Raw genomic sequence first — 21086 nt, forward strand, 5'->3', positions numbered from 1 at the left:
TGCTGGCGATCGTAAGTCGAATGGCCCGGTGGCGCAATTTACGCGGCGTGAACTCCGAATAGCGCCGCCGCATATTCCTCCCGGCGCAAAACTATGCACCGGAAGTCATTGACCGAAAAGCACTATTGACATCATCGCGGCAAGGACTCGGACCGCGAGCGGGCGGCGCGGCCGGACCGGCGCCACGTGGCCGGGACCCGGCACGCCGGGCTCGGCCGGCCGCGCCGGAAGGGAGGTTTCCGCCATCCTGACGGTGTGCGGGACCGGCCGGATCCCGGATGCCGGGGCCGGCGGGGGCTGTCCGGCCGGTGCCACCGTCCCTACCGTGGGGAGCGCCCGCGCGCCGCACGGTTCCGCGAAGGAGAACGGCCGTATGACATCCACCCCCAGGACCACAGGCGGCACGCCGGACGACCCCGCCCCTAACCGGCCGGCGGCCGTCCGCCTCGCCGGGCCCGGCCTGCTCGACGAGGCACGCCGGCTGGCCCCCGGTGCCATCGCCCTGCGCCGCGCCCTGCACCGGGGCCCCGAGCAGGGCCTCGACCTGCCGGCCACCCAGCGCCTGGTCCTGGACGCGCTCGACGGCCTCGGCCTGGACATCCGCACCGGGCGCGCCCTGTCCTCCGTGACCGCGACGCTCACCGGGGCGGCCGACGGCCCGGCGATCCTGCTGCGCGCCGACATGGACGCGCTGCCGGTCACCGAGGACACCGGGCTGCCGTTCGCCTCGCGCGGCGCCGGGCTGATGCACGCCTGCGGGCACGACGCCCACATGGCGATGCTGGTGGGCGCGGCACGGCTGCTCGCCGGGCGGCGCGCGGCGCTCCCCGGGCGCGTGGTGTTCATGTTCCAGCCCGGCGAGGAGGGCCATCACGGAGCCCGTCTGATGATCGAGGAAGGAGTGCTGGAGGCGGCGGGCGGCCGGGCCGGTGCCGCCTTCGCCCTGCATGTGCACCCCAACCTGCCGGCCGGCGCGGTGCGGCTGCGGCCGGGACCCCAGATGGCGGCCTCCGACCTGTTCCGCGTCGTGGTCCGGGGGCGCGGCGGGCACGCCTCGGCGCCGCACACCGCCTGTGACCCGGTGCCGGTGGCCTGCGAGATCGTCCTCGCTCTGCAGACCGCCGTCACCCGGGGCGTGGCCGCCGACGACAGCGCCGTGCTCAGCGTGACCCGGCTGGCCTCGGGCACTGCGGCCGGTGTCATCCCCGACACCGCCGAACTCTCCGGCACCCTGCGCACGCTGGCCGAGCCGACCCGGCGGCACCTGCACGAGGTGATCGCCCGGGTCGCCCACGGGGTGGCCGCCGCGCACGGTGCCACGGCGGAGGCGACCGTCGTCCCCGGCTATCCGGTCACCGCCAACGACCCGGGCTTCACCGGCCTCGTCCACCGCGCCGCCGCCGACGCGCTCGGCACCGGCGCGGTGGAGGTCCTGCCCGCGCCGCAGATGACGGCGGAGGACTTCTCCTACGTGCTGCGGGCCGTCCCCGGCGCCCTCGCCTTCCTCGGCGCCTGCCCGCCGGGCCTTTCCCCCGACGAGGCCCCGGCGCTGCACTCGTCCCGCATGACCATCGACGAGGACGTGATCGCCACCGGCATCGCCTGCCACGCCGCGGTGGCCCTCGCCTTCCTGGCCGGCTGAGGACGCCTTCGCCGTCGGCCCCGGAACGGGCCGGCCCGCCGGCTCCCGGGAGACCTGCTCAAGTGCCCGCCATACCGGAGGACTTCGGACCGCCGATGCCGTACGGCAGCCCGGGTGCGGCCGTCAACGCCGCCGGGGTGCTGCCGGAAGTGGGCGGCGCCGGGGCCGACTTCCCGTGGGACGAGACCGCGCGCGCCGAACGCGGCCTGCGCGGCAACCGCCTGGTCCCGACCGTGCGACCGTGGAACGACGGCGTGTACTGCCGCGAACTCGACGCCCGCCGCGGGGCCCGGCCCACCGGCCGGCCGGCCCGGCTCGACGCGGTCCTCGCGCGCCGCCCGTCCCGGTGACCGGCGGACGGCCCGCTCGTAACGATGGCATGAAGTGTGCCCGTCCAGGCGTGAACAGGTCAGGTCCTGGGCACGGACCCTCTACCGGTGTGCCGGACCGGTCGATGCCGGCAGGAGGAGGGCGTCATGGACCGTCGGATCCGGGTACGTGTCAGCCGGCGGCCCGCCCCGCGCGGGCAGGAGATCGATCGCAGGACTCCCTCGGGGCGCGTGCTGCCGTACTGACCCGGCGGACCGCGGCGGCCAGCGCGGACCCCAGCGGCTCCGGCGGCGGCGTGCCGTCCGGTGCCGCGCTCGCCGTGACCGCCGCCGCGACCTGCCGCAGCTTGGTGTTGGTCCGCTGGGACGCCTCCCGCAGGATGTCCCAGGCCTGCTCCGGAGTGCAGGCGTGGGCCGCCATCAGCACGCCCCGGGCCTGGTCGATGACCGGACGCGAGTCGATCGCGTGGCGCAGCTGCGCTATCTCCAGGCGCAGCACGTCCAGTTGCTCGGCGCGCTCCCGGGCCACCGCCGAGGCCGCGGCGTCGGAGCGGCCGGCGGGCAGACCGCCGCTGAGCGGGTCCACGGGGTCCAGGCCCATCAGCTCCAGTACCCGGCGCGGCTGCCCGTGCCAGCCGGTGGCACCGACCGGCACGCGGTGCCGGCGGCCGTACTCGCTCAGCGTGCGCAGGGCCGTGAGCCCCGCGGTGTCCAGGAAGACCACCTCGGCGGCGTCCAGGTCGACCCGGCAGACGCCCGGCGGCAGCGCGGCCAGAGCCTCGGCGAGGGCGTCGGCGCAGCCGTGCACCAGCTCGCCGCGGGCCTGGAGGCGGACCCGGCCGCCTTCCGCCCGGACGCCGACGGTCAGGGGTGCCGCTCGCCCGTCCCGCGGTGCGCGTGCCGCTGTGGTCATGTCTCCCCTCCCGGGCCGCCGATCCTCGTTGTCCCCCGCCTGCCCCCCGCGCCGCCGGCTACACCCGCCGGCCGGCCCGTGCCCGTCCGGCGCGCTCGGCGCCCGGGTGATGTGCGTCCGGCGGGCAGCGGAGGGCGCATACTGGGCAGCTGTGTATCTGTGCGACTGGGAGATGGCATGAGCGCGGCCGAGCCGGCCCGACTGCCGCCGGCCGCCGCCGTGCCCGAACAGGCGGTGCCGCGGCTCGATGTGTACCCGCTGACCGGGCGGAGCGGATTCCGGGCGGTGGGCGAGGTGATCCTGCCCACGCGTGGCATATGGCAGCGCGCGCTGGAGCGGGTCGCGCGCGAGGCCGAGGACGTCGGGGGCGAGGACGTGTATTACTTGGAGCTGTCCGCGGTGACTTTCGTCGATGTGGCGGGCGCCGGCGCGCTGGCGGACACCGCCCGTTGCCTGGACGGGCGGCGCCGGCTGGTGCTGCACCGGCCGCCGGACACGCTGCCGCGGATGCTCGGGCTGCTGTGGCCCGGCCTGCCCGGGATCGAGGTGTCGGCGTCGTGACCACGCTGAGCGAGCCCGTGGAGCCGTTCGTGCACCCCGCGCTGTTCTACGGCGACCCGCACGAGTACCTGGCCGGCACCGTCTCCTTCGTCCGCGAGGGCCTCGCGGCGGGCGAGCCGGTCGCGGTGGCCGTACCGGCGGAGAACCTGCGGCTGATCCAGGACGCGCTGGGCGGCGACGGCGCCGGCGTACGGTTCCTGGACATGCGCGAGGCCGGCCGCAACCCCGGCCGGATCATCCCCGGCGTGCTGCGCGCCTTCGCCGACCGGCAGCCGCCCGGCCGGCGGGTCCGGATCATCGGCGAGCCGATCTGGGCGGGCCGCAGCGCCGACGAGTACCCGGCCTGCGCGCAGCACGAGGCGCTGATCAACGCGGCGTTCCGGGGCCGCGAGATCACCATCCTGTGCCCGTACGACACCTCCCGGCTGGACGAGAGGACGCTCGCCGACGCCCGGGCCACCCACCCGGTCGTCATCCCGGGCGGCTCGGCCGACGGGCTGGCGAGCCCGGCGTACGACCCCGACGGCGTCGTGGCCCGCTACAACCTGCCGCTGCCGCCCGCCCCCGGCGCCGGACCCGGGGTGCTCGCCGCCGCCTTCACCGAGGACTCCCTCTCCGCCGTCCGGCACCTGGCCACCGGCCACGGCGCCCGGCTGGGCCTGGCCGGGACGGCGCTGGAGAACCTGGCGCTGATCACCGCCGAGCTGACCACGAACAGCGTGGTGCACGGCGGCGGCACGGGCACGCTGACGGTGTGGGCGCAGGACGGGCACGTGCTGTGCGAGGTCCGCGACAAGGGCCGCCTCGACGACCCGCTGGCCGGCCGCCGCCCGGCCGCCCGCGACCAGCGCGGCGGACGCGGACTGCTGCTGGTCAACCTGCTGTCCGACCTGGTACGCGTCCACACCGGACCGGAGGGCACCACCATCCGCTGCTACCTGGGCCGCTGAGACCCGGGGCCCGTCGTCCGGCCGCGGGCGCGGGGCCGGCCCCGGTCGCGCCCGGGGCCGGACGACGGCCGCGGCGTGCCGCCCGTCAGGCGGCCAGCGGGTTCAGCTGGAGCGGCTCGATCCGCCCCTCCAGCATCGCGCCCAGGCCCTGGGCCACGCACACGTCCGGGCGTTCGGCGATGTGCACCGGCATCCGCGTGGCCTGCCGCAGCATCTGGTCGAAGCCGGGCAGCAGGGCCGAGCCGCCGACCATCACGATCCCGCGGTCGGCGAGGTCGGCCACCAGGTCGGGCGGGCAGTCGCGCAGCACCTTGCCGATGCCGTCCAGGACGGCCGTCAGCGGGGTCTGGATCGCGTGGCGCACGGCCGCGGTGTCCACCCGCACGCTGCGGGCCAGTCCCGTGGCCACGTCCCGGCCGTGGATCTCGGCCGACGCCGGGCCGTCGGCGGTGAGGCCGTTGCCGGACAGGGCCAGGTGCAGCGGCCGTACCGACTGGGTGGGCAGCATCAGCTCGTGCTGGTGCCGCAGATGCTGCACGATCGCGTGGTCCACGGCCTCGCCGCCCACCGGAATCCGCTCGGCGGCGACGATGGAGCCCAGCGAGAGCACCGCGACCTGGGTCGCCGCCGCCCCGCACACCATGACCATGGTGGCCTCCGGCCGCTCCACCGGCAGCCCGCACCCCACCGCGGCGGCGATCAGCGTGTCCACCAGCTCCACCCGGCGCGCCCCCAGCCCGACCAGCGTCTCGACGGTCGCCCGCTGGGCCAGCGGGTCGGCGTCGTGCGGGGCGCAGGCCGCCGCCCGCAGCCGGGGCTTGCGGCGCAGCATGCGGCGCATCTTGTCGCCCAGCAGGTGCCGCAGCATGCGCTGGGCCATCTCGATGTCCACCACCGTGCCGCCGGAGACGGGCCGTACGACCTTGATGTAGTCGGGAGTGCGGCCCGTCATCCGCTCCGCGAACTCGCCCACGGCGATGAGCGCGCCGCTGCGGGTGTTCACGGCGGCGGCCGAGGGCTGGTCCACGACCAGCCCGGCGCCCTTCACGTACACCCGGGTACGCGCCGCGCCCAGGTCGACGGCGAAGTGGCAGCGGCGCAACTGCTCCAGGCTGACGGTCACGGCGGATCCTCCCGAGTGCACAGGCCTTGGCGTGCCCGGCCGACCGCCGGGCCCACTGGCATCCTGACGCGCCGCCGGGAGCGGGCGCCCGCTGGGCGCGGCCGGGCGGGGCGCCGCCGAACGGGCGTAATTCCCGGCCGCACCGGTGTGTCGCCGGGTCACAGGGCGCGCGCGGCCTCCAGCAGCGGTTCCAGGGAGGAGAGGGTGACCTCGCTGCCCTCCTCGCGCAGCCGCCGCCGTCCGGCCGCGGTGGGCGCGTAGCCGATGAAGCGGACGCCGAGCTGCTGGGCGGCGGTCAGCTCGGCGACCGAGGAGCTGATCAGCACCCCGCCGCGGGCGGGCGTGCCGCGGGCGTCCAGGGCGCGCAGCAGGCAGTCGGGGTGCGGGGTCAGCAGGCCGAGGTCGTCGCGGCGGCCGTGGACGCCCGCCAGCGGCAGCCGGTGGGGCAGCAGACAGTGGTGGACGGCCGCGGTCGACACGTCCGTCACCACGCTGACCCGGCGCCCGGAGCGGTACAGGGCGCGGACCAGCGCGAGGGAGCGGTGCGTCATGGGCGCGTCGGGTACGGCGGCCCGTTCCAGGTCGTCGAGGCGGGCCCGCAGCAGGGGCCCGAGCCGGTCGTGCGCGAAGGCGCGCAGCAGGTCCAGCGGATGGGCGAACGCCTCGCGGCCGGCGGCGCTCGCGACGGGCAGCGACCGGCCCGACAGCGCGTCCTGCGGATCGCGGTGGTCGGCCACCACCGACAGCAGGTCGAGCACCGCCTCCCGCGCCGAGTGCGCCGTGAACAGCCGCGCGAGCGGCCCCTCGAAGCCGACCAGCACCGTCTCGGCGTCGTCGAGCAGGGCCGACAGCCGCCGCCGGGACGGCACGGGCGGCTCCGCCGCCGGGACCGGCGCCCACTCGGGGACCAGTTGCACGGTGTACGACACCGCGAGCCCCGGCACCGGCCAGTCGGCCACCCCCGCGTTCACCGCCCGCTGGGCCGCGCCCGCCCGGCGCAGCGGATGTCTGCGGGTGAGCGGGGCCGCCGCCGCGCACAGGTGGCGCAGCAGCCGCCCGGGGACGTCGGTGGCCTCGGCGCGGACGAAGGCGACCGGGTCGGCCACCCGCCAGGACAGCATCACGGCGGCCTGGAACGCGCCCTTGCCGGAACTGGGCAGGGACACGATCCGGCGCGTCTCGTGCGGGGTGAGGTCGACCGAGTAGTACGTCTCCGGACGGGACGGACGCGTGCCGTAGGGCTGGATCGGGTCGAGCAGTGTCAGCGGGCCGTCGGCGCGGAGGTGCACGACGGCCGTCCGGCCCGGGGTGGGGACGCCCAGCTCGCGCAGGTCGGGCGCGATGAACGGGCCGTGGACCAGGTCGCGTTCCTCCGGCGCGGCGGACTGCGGGCCGAGCAGGCGGTACCAGGCGGCCGGCGGGCTGTCCGGGGCGCTGTCGGCGAACAGCGGCCAAAAGGGCTGGGCGCGCTGGGCGGCGGAGCTGGCGGCGAACTCGTCGTACAGCGCGGGCGGTACGACGACCGTGACGTCCGCGGCCGTCTTCGGCGGGGCGGCGGACGGCCGTCCGAACGTCACCGTGAGCCTCGGCGGATCGCTCAGGCGGCCGAGGGTGTGGGGCAGTTCGCGCAGGGCGGCGGCGAGGACGGGCAGCAGATAGGCGCCGGGACCGGTCCGCACCAGATAACCGTCCGGGCGGACGGTCACCTCGTACCGGCGGGGGCTGACGAAGCCGCGCGCGAGGATCTCGTGCACCGCGGCCTCCAGGGTGACGCGGGCCTCCGGGCGCCCGGTCAGCTCGTCGGCCGCGAAGTGGATCTCGGGGCGGTCCCCGGCGCTCTCCCCGGTGCTCTCCCCGGCGTTCTCTCCGGCGCTCTCCCCGGCCAGGACCGTGAGCGTACGGCGCAGCGCCTCCAGGTCGGCCCGGGCGGCCTCGGCGGCCGGGCCCGGAATCCCCGGCAACGGCTCGCCCCGCCACAGCGCCAGTGCCTGCCGGGCCGCCGGCCGGCCGCCGTCCGGGTCCCCGGCGGCCCGGGCCCGCTCGGCCTCGGCGGCCAGCCGGCGGGCGCGGAAGACGTCGGCGCCGTCGGCGGCGAGGCCGCCGCCGGGGCGCAGCGCGTGGCCGTCCGCGGTGGTGAGGAGGGCCGGGCCGAGCAGCCGGCCGAGGCGGTCGAGACCGCGCCGCAGGAGAGGACGGCCGGCCGCGGGATCGTCCGTGAGCCCGGCGGCCAGTTCCTCCTCGGTCGCGGGCGCGCCCTCGCGCAGCACCAGCATGCACAGCACGGCCCGGTCGTGCGGGTCCTCGAGGTCGAGGGGGCGGCCGTCGCGGGTGACCCGGAGCGGGCCGAGGAGGGAGAAACGGAGCGGGCCGTGGCGTTCGGCCAGGCGCAGGAGCCGCTCGACACCGTCGCGCCGGCCCTCCGCGGTGCCGGAGAGCAGGCCGCCGGCGGCGGCGTCCAGCTCCGCGCCGAGCGCGTCCGGGCCGCCGTACAGGCTGCGCGCGATGCCGCCGAGCGCCCGGAGCGACCCCTCGCGGTCCCCGGCGACCAGCGGTGCGGAGTCCAGGCAGGTCAGGACCGGCCCGTCCGGGCCGAGGACGACGGCCCGGGCGTCCGGCACCCCGCGCGGCCCCTCCTGCGCGTGCAGGGCGAGGACCGCCTCGGTCAGCTTCGGCAGCAGGGCGACGACCTCCTCGGCGGGCAGACCGTCCGGAGCGTCGTCCAGGCGCCGGCGCAGCGTGGGGCCGATGACGAACTCCCGGACCAGATAGGGCGTCCCGTCGGCGTGGCCGTGATCGAGGACGCGCGCGATCCCGGGATGGACCGGCTCGCGGAGCCGCCGGCAGAGGTCCGCGAACGCGGCGGGGGACGGCCCGGGCGGATACCGGCGCACCACGACGAGGGCGCCGCCCTCCCGCGTGTCCTCCGCCAGCAGGCGCGTGTCCCCGGCCGGCCCGACCAGCCGGTACCGGCCCGCGAACAGCTCCTCGGCGCCGTCCGCCGACAGCCGGCGCACGCTGTCCCGAAGGACCGTGGCGAACGGATCGTCCTCCACGGCCGTCCCCGCGCCCCGCGCGGACGGCACCGACGCCTCGAACTCGCCCGGCGCCCGGCCCGCCCTGCGGTCGATCAGCCCGCCGATCCGGCCGAGGAGTTCGGTGGTGCGGTGGCGCTCGGTGCGGGGCAGGCCGAGCAGCAGCAGCTCGCGGACGCCGTCCCGGAACGCGTAGGCGCCGGGCGGGGCGCCGGGCACGGTGGTGAGCATGCCGCTGAGGACGACCTCGGCCAGGTGCCGGGGCCGCGGGTCCGGTTCGACCGCGGCCTGTACCAGGCGCATGACCGGCAGATCCGGGCGCCCCACCGCGAGATGGCCGGCCAGCCGGACCGCCTCGGGCGAGGCGGTCGCCCGGAACCGCAGCACCAGCTCCTCGGCGCCGAGCCGCCCGACATCGGTACGGTCCTCGGCGTCCGCCGGCAGCGGACGGCCCAGCTCGGCGACCGCGGCGGGGAACTCGGCGCCGCCCGGCGTGGCCAGCAGCCCGGCCCAGTGCGCCAGCCACCGCGGCTCCGGCTCCAGCACGGGCAGCGGCACGGCCCCGCGCGAGCGGACCTCCTCGTCCGGCCCCGGCTCGGCGCGCCGCTCGTACGGCGTGAACGCGAGCGCCGCCGAGGGCGCCACGGGATGCGGGGCCGACAGGGTGCCGGGGCCGGCGGGCAGGGCCGTGTCCCGCCACAGGTGCTCCGGCAGCGGCTGTACGACGGCCAGCGGCATCCGGCGCGCCCAGCGGTGCAGGGTGGCGAACCAGCGCTCGCCGGCGGGGCCCTGACGCCACTGCGGGCCCGTGCAGTCGCTGATCAGGAGCGTGACGGTACGGCCGTCGGCGGGAGCGGGCGGGCCGGGGCCGCGTACTCGGCCGTCGGCGTCCGCGCGGTACAGGCCGATCGTGCGGAACACGCCCGACTCGCCGAGCACCGTGTGCAGTTCGCGCACCAGCGGGCGCCAGACCGGCATGGTCGGCCCGGCGTCGTACACCAGGTTCAGCCGCAGCCAGCGCTCCCGGGCGGGCCGCAGCACCGGCAGCCACCACGCCGGGTCGGCGCCCAGCCGGGCGATGCGGTCGGCGGTGGCCCGCTCGTCCAGCTCCCGGCCCACGGGCGCCTCCGTCCGGCGGGCCAGCGGACGCAGCGCGCGGTGCAGGGCGAGCCGGTGGCGCAGCATCGGGGGCGCCGGTGCGAGGAGCGTGGCGTGGGGCCGGGCCGCCGCCGGGGCGGGCCGCCGGGCGGGCAGGTGCAGGGGCACCCGGGCGGGCGGCGCGGGAGGCCGGTCGGGCTGCGGCGGCGGCCCGGGCGGGGGCGCCGGCGGCTGGTGCGGGGACGGCGGTCGCGCGGGCGGCGGCGCGGCCGGGGCCGGTGGGGTGCGGGCTCCGGCCTCCTGTCCGGTGGTGCCGGTCTGCGGCCGCATGTGCCGGGCCAGCCACAGCACCTCGGCCAGTTCCAGCGGGGTCGGGCGCGCGCCGTCGGCCGCCCGGGCGAGCACGTCGGCCAGGCGGACCACGAGGTCCGGGGCGCCGGCCGGCTCAGAAGACATCGGACTGCGCGCTCTGCCCCAGATACGGCATCAGCCGCTCGGCCAGCCGGTCCAGGGAATCGGCGTCCAGGCCGGCGGAGCGGGCCAGGTAGATCGCGTTCAGCAGCTGGTCGGTGGCCAGCTCGCCGGCGCCCGACCGGGTCAGGAAACGGTCGATCAGGGTCCGCGCGTAGGTGTCGGGCTCGCCGAGGTGGGCGCGGACGATCCCGGCGAGGTGCCGGTCGTCCGGCTGCCTGAGGTGCAGCGTGACACAGCGGCGCAGGAAGGCGGGCGGGAACTCGCGCTCGCCGTTGCTGGTGAGGACGACGAACGGGAAGGCCCGGCAGCGCACCCGGCCGCGGACCACCGGCACCCGCTCCTCGGCGCCGTCGGCCAGCACCTCGGCCACGCCGTCCGGGGTCAGCCGGGAGGCGCGCACCAGCTCGGGGATCTCGTACTGGCCCTCCTCCAGCACGTTCAGCAGGTCGTTGGGCAGGTCGAGGTCGCTCTTGTCGATCTCGTCGATGAGCAGCGCGCGGGGCCGGGCGTACGGCAGCAGCGCGGTGCCCAGCGGGCCGAGCCGCAGATGGTCCTCGATGCCCGACCCGTCGGCCGCGGCTTCCGCCCGCCGCTCCGTGGCCGCCTCCTGCCGGGCCGCGTACAGCCGGGAGAGCGGGTCGTACTGGTAGAGGCCGTCGTGCAGCGTGCTGCGGCTGGTGATGTTCCAGCGCAGCACCGGGCCGAGCCGCAGCTCCCGGGCCACCGCGTACGCCAGCGAGGACTTGCCGGTGCCGGGCGGGCCGGTGACCAGCAGCGGGCGGCGCAGGTAGAGGGCCGCGTTGACCAGCTCGACCGTCTCCTCGGTGGCCTGGTAGGTCTCGGCGCGGTGGGCACGGTCGGGGGAGACGGCGGCGGTGCCGGCGGCGTCCGGGGCCGGCAGCACCGGCCCGCCGTCGAAGGCCCGCCAGGGCGGCGGCGCGGGCAGCTCGGTGATGCCGTCGTGCGGCTCGTTCGTACCGGTGTAGACGGGCCACAGGGGCATGGGCTCTTCTTCTCCGTGGGGGCGGTCGGGCGTGCGGTCGGTCAGGCGACGGGCGAGTGCAGGCTCGCGCCGGTCTCGGGGAAGCAGCGCGGGTCGTCCCAGAGCAGCTGCAGGTGTCTCGCCCAGTGCCCCTCGGGATCGTCGGCGGCCTCCGCGGTCAGCCGCAACTCCATTACATGGCGTGGCAGTTCGGCGGGCGGCACGTCGGCGACGGAGGCGGTGAGCCGGTCCAGGAACGCGGTGCCGGGACAGGACGCGTCCGGGCCCTCGCGGCCGGAACCGGACGCGTCCGGGGCCGGGCCCTCGGCGCCGGAAGCCTCCTGCCGCGCGGTCCCGGCGCGGTGCGCGTCCCCGTGCACCGCGCACGGAGCGCCGCCGCGGGGCCACAGCAGGACCGGCACGGGCACGGTGAGACCGACCTCGAAGTGCGGGCGGGCCACCGTGGGCGGGGCGGCGAAGCCCGCCAGCCGGGCGTCGCCGTCCCACAGCCGTTTGCGCAGGCTCGGCGGGCGCTCCCGGGTGCCGCACTCCACGCGGTGCACCTCGACCCCGCCCCCGGTGTCCAGCTTCTGCCACTTCTTGCGCAACTGGTGGCGCAGCCGCCCGCTGTGGTGACGGGCGCGGTCGGTGACCACCAAGGGGTAGGCGCAGCCCAGGGGCGTGCTGTCGTCCGCGCCGCACTCCCAGTGCGCCACCGCCTCGTTGAGCCACTCGCGCGGCAGCACGAACGTCACCAGCTCGTCGGCGTCCGGGGCGAGGTGGGCGACGGCCTCGTCGATGCGGCTCTGGACGTAGGCCCGCACCGCGGTGCGGGGCAGCCGGCGGGCGCCCACCGGCCGGCGCCGGCCGTCGCGGTACGCGGACACCTCCACGGTCACCTGGTCGGGTCCGGCGCCGCTGTGGTCGATCTCCACGACCACCGGCGACCAGGCGGGCCCGGCCGGGCCGTCCGGCGCCGCCGGCGGCGGTGGCACCCGCTCTCCGCCGAGCAGTTCGCCGAGCCGGTCGGTGAACCGGCGCACCGCCTCCGGGTCCGGGACCTCCCAGCGCACATAGTCCGCCGCCGCCCGCAGGGTCGCGAAACCGCCCGGAGGCAGGGGCGGTCCGAAGGGGCCCACCGCGTCCAGGTACAGCCGGTTCGGATCGCCCGCCGCGCCGGGGCCGGCCTCGGCGCGGCGCAGCAGGTCGTACAGGCGCGGACGGCCGTCGTCGCCGGGGTCCGGGCCGGGCACCAGCTCGCCCAGGTCGGGCCAGTACCGGGTCAGCACGTCCAGCGGCAGCATCCGGCCCTTGCGCACCTCCGGCGACGAGCCCAGGGCCGCGGTGACCATGCCGGCCACCCTGCCGTCCGGGAGCGTCGCCGCCGCACCGCTGAACCCGTCCGCGATCGGCTGGCCGTGCCCGTGCCAGGCCACCAGCTCCAGCCACTCGCCCGCGATCAACTGCGGTGAGACGGCCCGGTATTCGGCGAGCGTGCCCTCGTCGTAGCCCTCGGGGAAGCCGTAGGCGACCAGTTTCGGGTACGGCTCGGTGTACGCGGCGCCGGGCGGGGCGAAACGGGCCGGGGCGAGCGGAATGTCGTGGTCCACCGCGAGTTCGAGCACGGCCACGTCGCCGGGGTCGGTGACCCCGCCCGCCCAGCCGCCGTGGGCGACGACCGTGGCGGGCACCTCGCCCAGCTCCCTGGCGTGCGGAAAGCTCACGGTCACCGCGGCCCGGTCGACGGCCCGGACGACGTGGGCGCAGGTGAGCACCCGGCGGCCGGTCACCAGGAAGCCGGCCCCCACCGCGTCGCCGCAGGCGATCCGGGCGTGCCAGGCGGCGCCGCCCATCAACGGGCCCCGGGCTCCGGCCCCGACGCGCTCTGTCCCGGCACCACGGGCGCCGGTCCGGTCCGTTCCGGGGACCAGCTGAGCTTCACCACCAGGTGGCCCTCCGTCGATCCCTTCGCGATGACCGCGCCGGCCTCCGCGGACAGCCGTACGCCGAACTCGATCTCCACCGCGTCGGGGCGCAGGCTGCCGTCCCGGAAGACCCGCAGCGCCGCTGCCGCCGCCGCCCGTACGCCGTCCAGGGCGCCCTCGAAGGTGCGCGCGGCCTGTGCCGGGCCGTCGCCGCGCGAGACGAGGCGGGCCCCCGACCTCGTGTTCACGCCGTCCACCACGACGAGCGCGCCGTCCTCGGTTCTGAACTCCACCAGTCCGTCGTCCATGACGCGCCCGCTCCCCCTCGTGTCGTGCGTGATCCGTGCAACCCCCATGGTACGTACGGTGCTTGGCCCGTCACCCCGCCGAGCGGACGCGGCGCGGCGGCGGACGCCCTGGCGAGAACCCGCCAGGGCGCCTTTCCGTCAGCGGCGGCCGACTCCCGTGCGCGGCCGCCCCCACCACACTCGTCCCAGCACCCGACAGGCGCGGCCCACACGAGATGAGGCGTGGATGAGCACAGGACCAGTCAGACGCGGGACGGCGCTGCTGGCGGCGGCGCTGGTGAGCACCCTGCTGCCGGCCGGCCCGGCGGTCGCGCGGGCGGCCCCCGCCGCCGCGCCCGCACCGGCCGCCGCCACCCCAGCGACCGTCACCCTGGTCACCGGCGACCGGGTGACCGTCACCGACCTCGGACACGGCAGGCGGACCGTCACCGTCCGGCGGCCCCAGGGCGCCACCGGGGCCGTCCGCATCCAGCGGAGCGACGGGCACCTGAGCGTCGTACCGGACGAGGCGCTGCCGTATCTGCGGGCCGGCACCCTGGACCGGCGGCTGTTCGACATCGGTGGGCTGATCCGGCAGGGGCTCACCGACACCGAGGCGGACGCGCTGCCGCTGATCGTGGCCTACGGCAAGGGCGTCCGGACCGCCACCCCGGCCGGGACGAAGCGGACGCGAGCGCTGCCCAGCCTGCGCGGGGCCGCCGTCGCCGCGGACCGGGGCCGTACCTTCTGGCGGTCGTTCACCCGCGGCGACGGCGTCGACAAGGTGTGGCTGGACGGGCGGGTGACGGCCGACCTGGCGCTCAGCAACGCCCAGATCGGCACGGCGGCGGCCTGGGACGCGGGACTGACCGGCGAGGGCGTCACCGTCGCCGTCCTGGACACCGGCGCCGACCTCGGCCATCCCGACCTGGCCGGCCGGGTCGGCACCAGCCGCAGCTTCGTCGAGGGGGAGGAGGTCGCCGACCGCAACGGGCACGGCACCCACGTGGCCTCCACCGTCGGCGGCAGCGGCGCCGCCTCCGACGGCACCGAGAAAGGGGTCGCGCCCGGCGCCACGCTCGCCGTCGGCAAGGTGCTCGGCGACCAGGGCTCGGGCAGCGAGTCCCAGATCATCGCCGGAATGGAGTGGGCCGCCCGGGACGTGCGCGCCCGGATCGTCTCCATGAGCCTCGGCTCGACGGAACCGAGCGACGGCACCGACCCGATGGCCCAGGCGGTGAACACCCTCTCCAGGCAGACCGGGGCGCTGTTCGTGGTCGCCGCCGGCAACACCGGCGCGCCCTCCTCGATCGGCTCGCCCGGCGCCGCCGACGGCGCCCTCACCGTCGGCGCGGTCGACTCCGCCGACCAGCCGGCCTACTTCACCTCCGCCGGACCCCGCTCCGGCGACAACGCACTCAAACCGGACCTCTCCGCGCCCGGCGTCGACATCCTCGCCGCCCGCTCCCGGCTCGCCCCCGGCACCGGCGACTACACCTCCATGAGCGGCACCTCCATGGCGACCCCGCAGATCGCCGGCGTGGCCGCGCTGCTCGCGCAGAGGCATCCCGACTGGAGCGGCGCCGAACTGAAGGACGCGCTGCTGTCCACCTCCCGGCGGCTCGACACCTCCGCCTACGTCGTGGGCGCGGGCCGGGTGAGCGTCCCCGACGCGGTGCGCGCCGACCTCACCGCCACCGGCAGCGCCGACCTCGGCTTCCACCGCTGGCCCTACGACACCGACCGGCCCGTCACCCGGACCCTCGCCTACCGCAACACCTCCGGCACCGGCATCCGGCTGAAGCTGTCCGTCCAGGGCGCTCCGGACGGCGTGGTCACCCTCGCCGGTGACACCCTCACCGTGCCCGCGCACTCCACCGCCACCACCACCGTCACCGCGGACGCCGCCCAGGCGCCCGCCGGCGAGACCACCGGCCGGGTCGTGGCCTGCGCCGAGGACGGCACGCCCCTCGCGCACACCGTGTTCGGGCTGGTCAAGGAGGAGGAGCGGTACACGCTCACCGTCCACGTGAAGGACCGCGACGGCGCCCCGGTGCCCGCCGACCTCACCGTGCAGCGGCTCGCCGCGGGCGAGGACGCCCGGCCCGCGCACGTCGGTGACTCCGGCACCCTGCGACTGCGCCTGAAGCCGGGCACCTACACCCTCGCCACCTTCCTCGACGTGCGCGGCGCCCACGGCGCCGACTCGCTCGGCCTCGGCTTCCTCACGGCCCCCGAGATCCGCCTCGACCACGACCAGGACGTCACCCTCGACGGCCGGAGGCTGCGCGAGGTGAAGGCCGCCGTCGACCGGCGCACCGAGCCCCGCCAGCTGCTGATGGAGTACGACCGCCAGGCCGACGGCGCCGACCTGTTCGGCGCGGTCCAGGTCCCCCTCGCCTACGACAGCGTCTTCGCCGCGCCCACCGCCAAGGTCACCCGGGGCACCTTCGAGTACCGCACCGTGTGGCGGCTGGCCAAGCCCCGGCTGGAGGTGAAGGGCGTCGGCGAGGCGACCGTCCAGCCGGGCGGCACCCTCGTCGAGGGCCGCACCCGGCTGCCGCTGGCCGACGTCGGCGACGGGCCGCTGACCGGGGTGTCCGGCAAGGCGGTCCTCGCCCGCCTCGCCGCCGGCGCCGACCCGGCCGCGCTCGCCCGGGCCGCCCAGGACGCCGGCGCCAAGGCCCTGTTCGTCACGGACGAGGCACCCGGCCGGCTGATGGCCTGGTGGGGCACGGACGACAACGCCGACCGGCCGCTGACGGTCGCCACCGTGAACCGCGCCGACGCCGCCCGGCTGCGCGCGGCGGGCCGGGTCGACATGACCGGCACGGCCGACTCGCCGTACGTCTACGACCTGTCCGAGGGCCACCCGGGCGCGATCCCCGACCGGGACCTCGCCTACGCGCCCGGCAAGCGTCGGCTGGCCGCCGTACAGGCGCGGTTCCACGCGGCCGAGCCGTCAACCGGCGGCGAGTTCCGCTACTCCCTGACCGGCACCTTCTCCCTCGGCATCGGCTTCCAGGAACGCGTCTTGCTGCCCGCCGAGCGCACCGACTACGTCTCCACCGGCCCCGGCCAGCTGTGGCACGAGTCCGTCACCGTCCGCGACGGCGCGCTGGAGGAGCGCGGCGGGCTGGTCGAGTACACCGGCGGCACCCGGCCGGAGCTGGACTGGTTCCGCCCGGTGTGGCACCCGTGGCTGGGCACCGGGCTCGGCTGGGGACAGCAGCGCGCCGGCGACCGGCTCCGGTTCAACACCCCCGGCTGGGGCGACTCCGGGCCCGACCACACCGGCTTCGGCGACGTGTGGAGCGACGGCAGCGGCCTCGGCCAGACCACGGCCGTCTACCTGGACGGCACCCTCGTGGACCGGAACACCGGCTCCACCGCCTACGTCTTCGGCGCGCCCGCCGACGAGCACACCTACAAGGTCGTCACCGACACCGCCCTGGACGCCGCCCGGTGGCGGCCCGCCACCCGCGGCCACGCCGAGTGGACCGTCCGGTCGGCGGCCGTCGAGGAGGACCGCTGGACGTACCTGCCACTGGTCAACCTCGCCTTCGACCTCGACACCGGCCTGTCCGGCCGGGTGCCCGCGGGCCGGCGCGTGCCGGTCGGGATCGCCGCCGGGTACGTGGCGGGCGCGGCCGGCACCGGGACCCTCGGCGGCGGCCGGCTGGAGGTGTCCTACGACGACGGCACCACCTGGCGGACGGTCCCGCTGACCGCCGGCCGGGGCGCCTCCTGGCACGGCACGCTCACCGTGCCGCGCGGCACCGCCCACCTCTCCCTGCGGGCCTTTGCCCACGACGACCGGGGCGGCTCGGTCACCCAGGAGATCATCCGGGCGGCGGCCGTCGGATAGCGCGGGAGCGGGGGCGGTCCGCGGGTCCCACGATGCCCCGGACCACCCCCAGCTCCACCAGGTCCTGCGGCCGGATGCGCAACTGCCCGGCCGTCGGCTCCGCCTCCTCGGGCGGACGCTTGAGGATCATCGCCGCGAGTTCGGGAGCGATCACCGAAAAGTAACTGTCCGGCGTGGCCCAGGTGTTGCCCGGCGCGGCCAGCGCCAGCGCGCCGCCCGAGCCGCCCTCGCCGATCACCAGGGTCGTCAGGGGCACCCGAGCGTCGGCCACCGCCCCGAACACCTCGGCGATCGCGGCCCCCGCACCCTGCCGCTCCGCCTCCGCGCCGTTGGCGGCGCCCGGGGTGTCCACCAGCGTCAGCACCGGGATGCCGAGCCGGTCCGCGAGCCGGATCAGCCGGGCGGCGGTGCGGTACCCGGCGGGCCGGGTCGCCGTCCCCGTCTGCGCCGCGAACGCCACGCCGCGGCCGTCCCGCTCGCCGAACCCGCACAGCATCCCGCCGGGATCCGTGCCGCCGCACCGGTCGCCGCCGATCAGCACCCGGCGGTCGAAGAGGGCGTCCAGATAGGCGTGCGCCCGCGGCCGCCCGGGGTCCCGGGCGCGTACGACGGCCTCCCAGCCGGTGGCGGGCAGCCCGGCCCCGCCCAGGGCCGGCGGCACGGGTGCCTCGGCGGCCGGTGCCGTCAGCAGCCGCAGCCAGGTGCCGAGCACCTCCCGCAGCCGCTCCGGCTCCACCACCGCGTCCGCCGCGCCCGCCGCCACCTGCGCCTCGGCGGTGTACGCGGCCGGGTCGGCGTCCGGCGGACGGACCCGGGAGCCGGCGAAGCCCACCTGGGCGCCGGGCAGGGCCAGCACCACGTCCGCGCCCGCGCCGAGCGTGGCCCAGCCGCCGCCGGTCGTCGGGTCCCTGAGAACCGCGATCTGCGGCAGTCCCGCCCGCCAGGTGAGCGCGGACTCGCGGGCCACCCGCTGGAGCTGGGTGAGCGCGAGCATGCCCTCCTGCATCCGGCTGCCGCCCGTCGCGATCAGCGGCACCACCGGCAGGCGCTGCGCGCGGGCCCGGGTGTACGCCGCCACCAGCCGGTCCCCGGTGCGTTCGCCCAGCGAGCCGCCGAGGAAGCCGAACTCGAAGGCGATCAGCACGGCCTCGGTGCCCGCGACGCGCGCGGTGCCGCAGACGACCGACTCCACCTCGCCGGTGCGCTCGGCGGCGCGGGCGCGCGAGGCGTCGTAGCCCTGCCAGCCCAGCGGGCCGTCCGGTGCCGACTCCGCGTCCGGCGCGGAAAGTTCACGGAAGCTGCCCGGGTCGGCCAGCAGCGCCAGGACTTCCCGCGCCGAGCGCCGCTCAGGCATCGGCGAGGGCCCGCTTCATGATCTTCCCCATGTCGTTGCGGGGCAGCGCGTCCCGGTAGCGGACGACCCGGGGGCGCTTGTGCGGGGCCAGCCGCCGGGCCACGTGGTCCGCCAGCTCCTCGGCGCCGGGCGGGGATCCGGGGTCGGCCGGGACGATCCAGGCCACGATCCGCTCGCCCAGGTCCGCGTCCGGCTCCCCGGTGACCGCCGCCTCCCGCACCCCCGGATGCTCCAGCAGCGCGTTCTCGATCTCCCCGGCCCCGATCTTGTAACCGCCGCTCTTGATCAGGTCGGTGGCCTTGCGTCCGACGATGCGGACATAGCCGTCGGGCTCCCGTACGGCCATGTCCCCGGTGCGGAAGAAGCCGTCGGCGGTGAACGCGGCGACGGTGGCGTCGGGCCGGTTCAGGTACCCGGTGAACAGGTTCGGGCCGCGCACCTGGATCTCGCCGACGCTCTCCCCGTCCCAGGCGGTGATCTCCGTGCCGTCCTCCTCCACCAGCCGCAGCTCCACCCCCGGCAGCGGCACCCCGACCGTGCCGGCCCGGGCCTCGCCGTCGGCCCGCACACTGGTGTTCATCAGCGTCTCGGTCATCCCGTACCGCTCGATCACCCGCCGGCCGGTGGCCGCCGCGATCCGCTCGTGGTCGTGGACCGGCAGCGCGGCCGAGCCCGAGACCAGCAGCCGGGCCCGGGCCAGCGCCCCGGCCAGCTCCGCGTCGCCGGGCAGGGCCTCGGCGAGGCGGTGGTACATCGTCGGCACCCCGAACAGCATGGTCGCGCCGTCGTTCAGCTCGCGGGCCACGCCCTCGGGCGAGAACCGGCCCAGGTGCCGCACGCTCCCGCCGCGCCGCAGCGGGCCGAGGACGCCCAGCACCAGCCCGTGCACATGGAACAGCGGCAGCCCGTGCACCAGCACGTCGTCCCCGGTCCACCGCCAGGCGTCGGCGAGCGCGTCCAGGGTGGTCGCCAGGGCCCGGCGGGGCAGGACCGCGCCCTTGGGCGGGCCGGTGGTGCCGGAGGTGTACACGATCAGCGCCGGGTCGCCGTCCGCCGCCCGCTCCTCGGGAAGGGGGCCGGTGGCGAAGGCGTCCACGTCGATCCTGGGCAGGGCGGCGGCCACGGGCGGCAGTTCGGCACCGGGGGCGGCGAGGACCAGGGACGGCGCGCTGTCGGCGAGGATGTGCGCGAGTTCCTTCTCGCCCGACTTCGGGTTGAGCGGCACCGCGGCCACTCCGGCGAGCAGCGCGCCGGTCACCGCGACGGCGGTCTCCAGCTCCGGCGTGGCCCACACCGCGACCCGGCCCGCCCCCTCGATCCGGGCGGCGAGGGCGCCCGCGGCGCCCGCGAGGGAGCGGTACGTCAGGGTCCGGGGCCCGAACCGCAGGGCGACCTTCGGGGGGACCGCCGTCTCGCTGGGCTCGCCGGAACCGTCCGCCAGGGCGGGGAAGAGAGAGGACACGCGGCGCACTCCTTACTGTCGACGGCTGCCGGCCGCCGGGGACGGCAGCACACCCTTCCTACACCAGCGGAACGGTGCGTGGCGGGCCTTGTTAGCCTCGCCACCGCACCCCTCATCGAACCCGCGCACGACAGGGAGTCAGCCGTGCCCCGTATCGCCCTCGCCACCTACGACCCCGGACCCGGACGCAGCGAGGACACCGATCTGCCGGTGCTGGTACGGGCGTTGCGGGACGCGGGAGCCGACGCGGAGGCCCGGCACTGGGACGACCCGGCGGCCGACTGGGCCGGGTACGACCTCGTGGTGATCCGCTCGACCTGGGACTACAGCTGGCGGGCCGCCGAATTCGCCGCCTGGGTGGAGCGCACCGGCACGCTGACCCGGCTGGCCAACCCGGCCCCCGTCGTGCGCTGGAACACCGACAAGCGCTACCTCGGCGAGCTGGCGGCGGCCGGGGTGCCCACCGTCCCCACCCGCTACATAGCGCCCGGCGAGTCCGCCGGCCTGCCCGGCCACGAGTTCGTCGTCAAGCCGGCCTCGGGCGCGGGCGCCCGGTTCGCCGCCCGCTACACCCCCGCCGAGCACGACACCGCGCTGCGGCAGCTCGCCCGGATGCACGCCGAGGGCCTCACCGCGATGGTGCAGCCGTACATGCCGGGCATCGACGCGCGCGGGGAACGGGCCCTGCAGTTCTTCGGCGGACGGCTGCTGCACGCCAGCCGCAAGGGCGCCGTGCTGGCCCCCGGCACCCCCTACGACGCCGACAAGGTCGCCCACCCCGGCCTGGAGCGCTGGCGGCCCACCGAGGCCGAACTCGCCGTGGCCGAGCGCGCGCTGGCCGCCGTACCCGGCACGCCGGAGCTGCTGTACGCGCGCGTGGACCTGGTCGACGGCGAGGACGGCGAGCCGCGCCTGATGGAACTGGAACTGGTCGAACCGAACCTGTTCCTGTGGCTGCACCCGGACTCGCTGCCGCGGGTGGCGGAGGCGATCCTCGCGGCGGCCGGGGACGCCTGAACCCGGTCCGGCTGCCGGACGGTTCGCCGTCGCCACTGGACGCCGCAGGGCCCCGTACCGCAGGCTGAT

14 protein-coding genes are annotated in these 21086 nt (G+C 77.1%); 6 read left to right on the forward strand and 8 right to left on the reverse strand.

What is annotated here, in order from left to right; translation table 11 throughout:
- Window positions 1–373: 373 nt before the first annotated feature.
- Together SCK26_RS25740 and SCK26_RS25745 are read left to right on the forward strand one after the other, a co-directional pair.
- Window positions 374–1642, forward strand: coding sequence for a M20 family metallopeptidase (locus SCK26_RS25740; RefSeq protein ID WP_318203692.1), 1269 nt, complete (start codon window positions 374–376; stop codon window positions 1640–1642).
- A gap of 62 nt (window positions 1643–1704) precedes the next feature.
- Window positions 1705–1992, forward strand: a complete 288-nt coding sequence (locus tag SCK26_RS25745; protein WP_318203693.1) for a hypothetical protein — start codon at window positions 1705–1707, stop codon at window positions 1990–1992.
- A gap of 151 nt (window positions 1993–2143) precedes the next feature.
- Here SCK26_RS25745 and SCK26_RS25750 read toward each other — a convergent pair whose 3' ends face one another.
- On the reverse strand, window positions 2144–2884 hold the full coding sequence (locus SCK26_RS25750; protein ID WP_318203694.1) for an ANTAR domain-containing response regulator: 741 nt from the start codon (window positions 2882–2884) through the stop codon (window positions 2144–2146).
- 177 nt (window positions 2885–3061) lie between these two features.
- On the opposite strand from SCK26_RS25750, the gene SCK26_RS25755 reads away from it, so the two are divergent.
- Together SCK26_RS25755 and SCK26_RS25760 are read left to right on the forward strand one after the other, a co-directional pair.
- Window positions 3062–3445: an anti-anti-sigma factor gene (locus SCK26_RS25755; protein WP_318203695.1), complete on the forward strand. Its 384-nt coding sequence runs from the start codon at window positions 3062–3064 to the stop codon at window positions 3443–3445.
- Window positions 3442–4395, forward strand: a complete 954-nt coding sequence (locus SCK26_RS25760; RefSeq protein ID WP_412080782.1) for an anti-sigma factor RsbA family regulatory protein — start codon at window positions 3442–3444, stop codon at window positions 4393–4395. Before SCK26_RS25755 ends, SCK26_RS25760 begins: the two co-directional genes overlap by 4 nt.
- Window positions 4396–4480: 85 nt before the next feature.
- On the opposite strand, the gene SCK26_RS25765 is transcribed toward SCK26_RS25760, so the two are convergent.
- From SCK26_RS25765 to SCK26_RS25785, 5 genes are all read right to left on the reverse strand, one after another.
- Entirely contained in the window at window positions 4481–5518 is a 1038-nt protein-coding gene (locus SCK26_RS25765) for a rod shape-determining protein (RefSeq protein ID WP_318203696.1), read from the reverse strand.
- Window positions 5519–5676: 158 nt separating this feature from the next.
- Window positions 5677–10104 (reverse strand): SAV_2336 N-terminal domain-related protein, encoded by a 4428-nt coding sequence (locus SCK26_RS25770; protein ID WP_318203697.1) that lies wholly within the window; start codon window positions 10102–10104, stop codon window positions 5677–5679.
- Window positions 10094–11125, reverse strand: a complete 1032-nt coding sequence (locus tag SCK26_RS25775) for a MoxR family ATPase (protein WP_318203698.1) — start codon at window positions 11123–11125, stop codon at window positions 10094–10096. The genes SCK26_RS25770 and SCK26_RS25775 overlap by 11 nt, the downstream gene beginning before the upstream one ends.
- 41 nt (window positions 11126–11166) lie before the next feature.
- Entirely contained in the window at window positions 11167–12957 is a 1791-nt protein-coding gene (locus SCK26_RS25780) for a trypsin-like peptidase domain-containing protein (protein WP_318203699.1), read from the reverse strand.
- Window positions 12957–13337: a CU044_2847 family protein gene (locus tag SCK26_RS25785; protein WP_318203700.1), complete on the reverse strand. Its 381-nt coding sequence runs from the start codon at window positions 13335–13337 to the stop codon at window positions 12957–12959. Before SCK26_RS25785 ends, SCK26_RS25780 begins: the two co-directional genes overlap by 1 nt.
- A gap of 226 nt (window positions 13338–13563) precedes the next feature.
- Between SCK26_RS25785 and SCK26_RS25790 the strand changes: the two genes are divergently transcribed.
- Window positions 13564–17184: a S8 family serine peptidase gene (locus tag SCK26_RS25790; protein ID WP_318203701.1), complete on the forward strand. Its 3621-nt coding sequence runs from the start codon at window positions 13564–13566 to the stop codon at window positions 17182–17184.
- Here the strand turns inward: SCK26_RS25790 and SCK26_RS25795 are convergent.
- Both SCK26_RS25795 and SCK26_RS25800 read right to left on the reverse strand, forming a co-directional pair.
- On the reverse strand, window positions 17159–18538 hold the full coding sequence (locus SCK26_RS25795; protein WP_318203702.1) for a carboxyl transferase domain-containing protein: 1380 nt from the start codon (window positions 18536–18538) through the stop codon (window positions 17159–17161). The genes SCK26_RS25790 and SCK26_RS25795 overlap by 26 nt on opposite strands.
- Window positions 18531–20000 carry an acyl-CoA synthetase gene (locus SCK26_RS25800; protein WP_318203703.1) on the reverse strand — a complete coding sequence of 490 codons (1470 nt, stop codon included), beginning with the start codon at window positions 19998–20000 and terminating at the stop codon, window positions 18531–18533. The genes SCK26_RS25795 and SCK26_RS25800 overlap by 8 nt, the downstream gene beginning before the upstream one ends.
- A gap of 144 nt (window positions 20001–20144) precedes the next feature.
- On the opposite strand from SCK26_RS25800, the gene SCK26_RS25805 reads away from it, so the two are divergent.
- On the forward strand, window positions 20145–21017 hold the full coding sequence (locus SCK26_RS25805) for a hypothetical protein (RefSeq protein WP_318203704.1): 873 nt from the start codon (window positions 20145–20147) through the stop codon (window positions 21015–21017).
- The last annotated feature ends 69 nt before the right edge of the window (window positions 21018–21086 follow it).

The organism is Streptomyces sp. SCL15-4, assembly GCF_033366695.1.
Taxonomy (GTDB): Bacteria; Actinomycetota; Actinomycetes; order Streptomycetales; family Streptomycetaceae; genus Streptomyces.

Coding starts and splice junctions, on each gene's coding strand:
- SCK26_RS25795 (WP_318203702.1), bottom strand. CDS start 18,538: ATGCCTGAGCGGCGCTCGGCGCGGGAAGTCCTGGCGCTGCTGGCCGAC.
- SCK26_RS25755 (WP_318203695.1), top strand. CDS start 3,062: ATGAGCGCGGCCGAGCCGGCCCGACTGCCGCCGGCCGCCGCCGTGCCC.
- SCK26_RS25750 (WP_318203694.1), bottom strand. CDS start 2,884: ATGACCACAGCGGCACGCGCACCGCGGGACGGGCGAGCGGCACCCCTG.
- SCK26_RS25780 (WP_318203699.1), bottom strand. CDS start 12,957: ATGGGCGGCGCCGCCTGGCACGCCCGGATCGCCTGCGGCGACGCGGTG.
- SCK26_RS25790 (WP_318203701.1), top strand. CDS start 13,564: ATGAGCACAGGACCAGTCAGACGCGGGACGGCGCTGCTGGCGGCGGCG.
- SCK26_RS25770 (WP_318203697.1), bottom strand. CDS start 10,104: ATGTCTTCTGAGCCGGCCGGCGCCCCGGACCTCGTGGTCCGCCTGGCC.
- SCK26_RS25775 (WP_318203698.1), bottom strand. CDS start 11,125: ATGCCCCTGTGGCCCGTCTACACCGGTACGAACGAGCCGCACGACGGC.
- SCK26_RS25740 (WP_318203692.1), top strand. CDS start 374: ATGACATCCACCCCCAGGACCACAGGCGGCACGCCGGACGACCCCGCC.
- SCK26_RS25785 (WP_318203700.1), bottom strand. CDS start 13,337: ATGGACGACGGACTGGTGGAGTTCAGAACCGAGGACGGCGCGCTCGTC.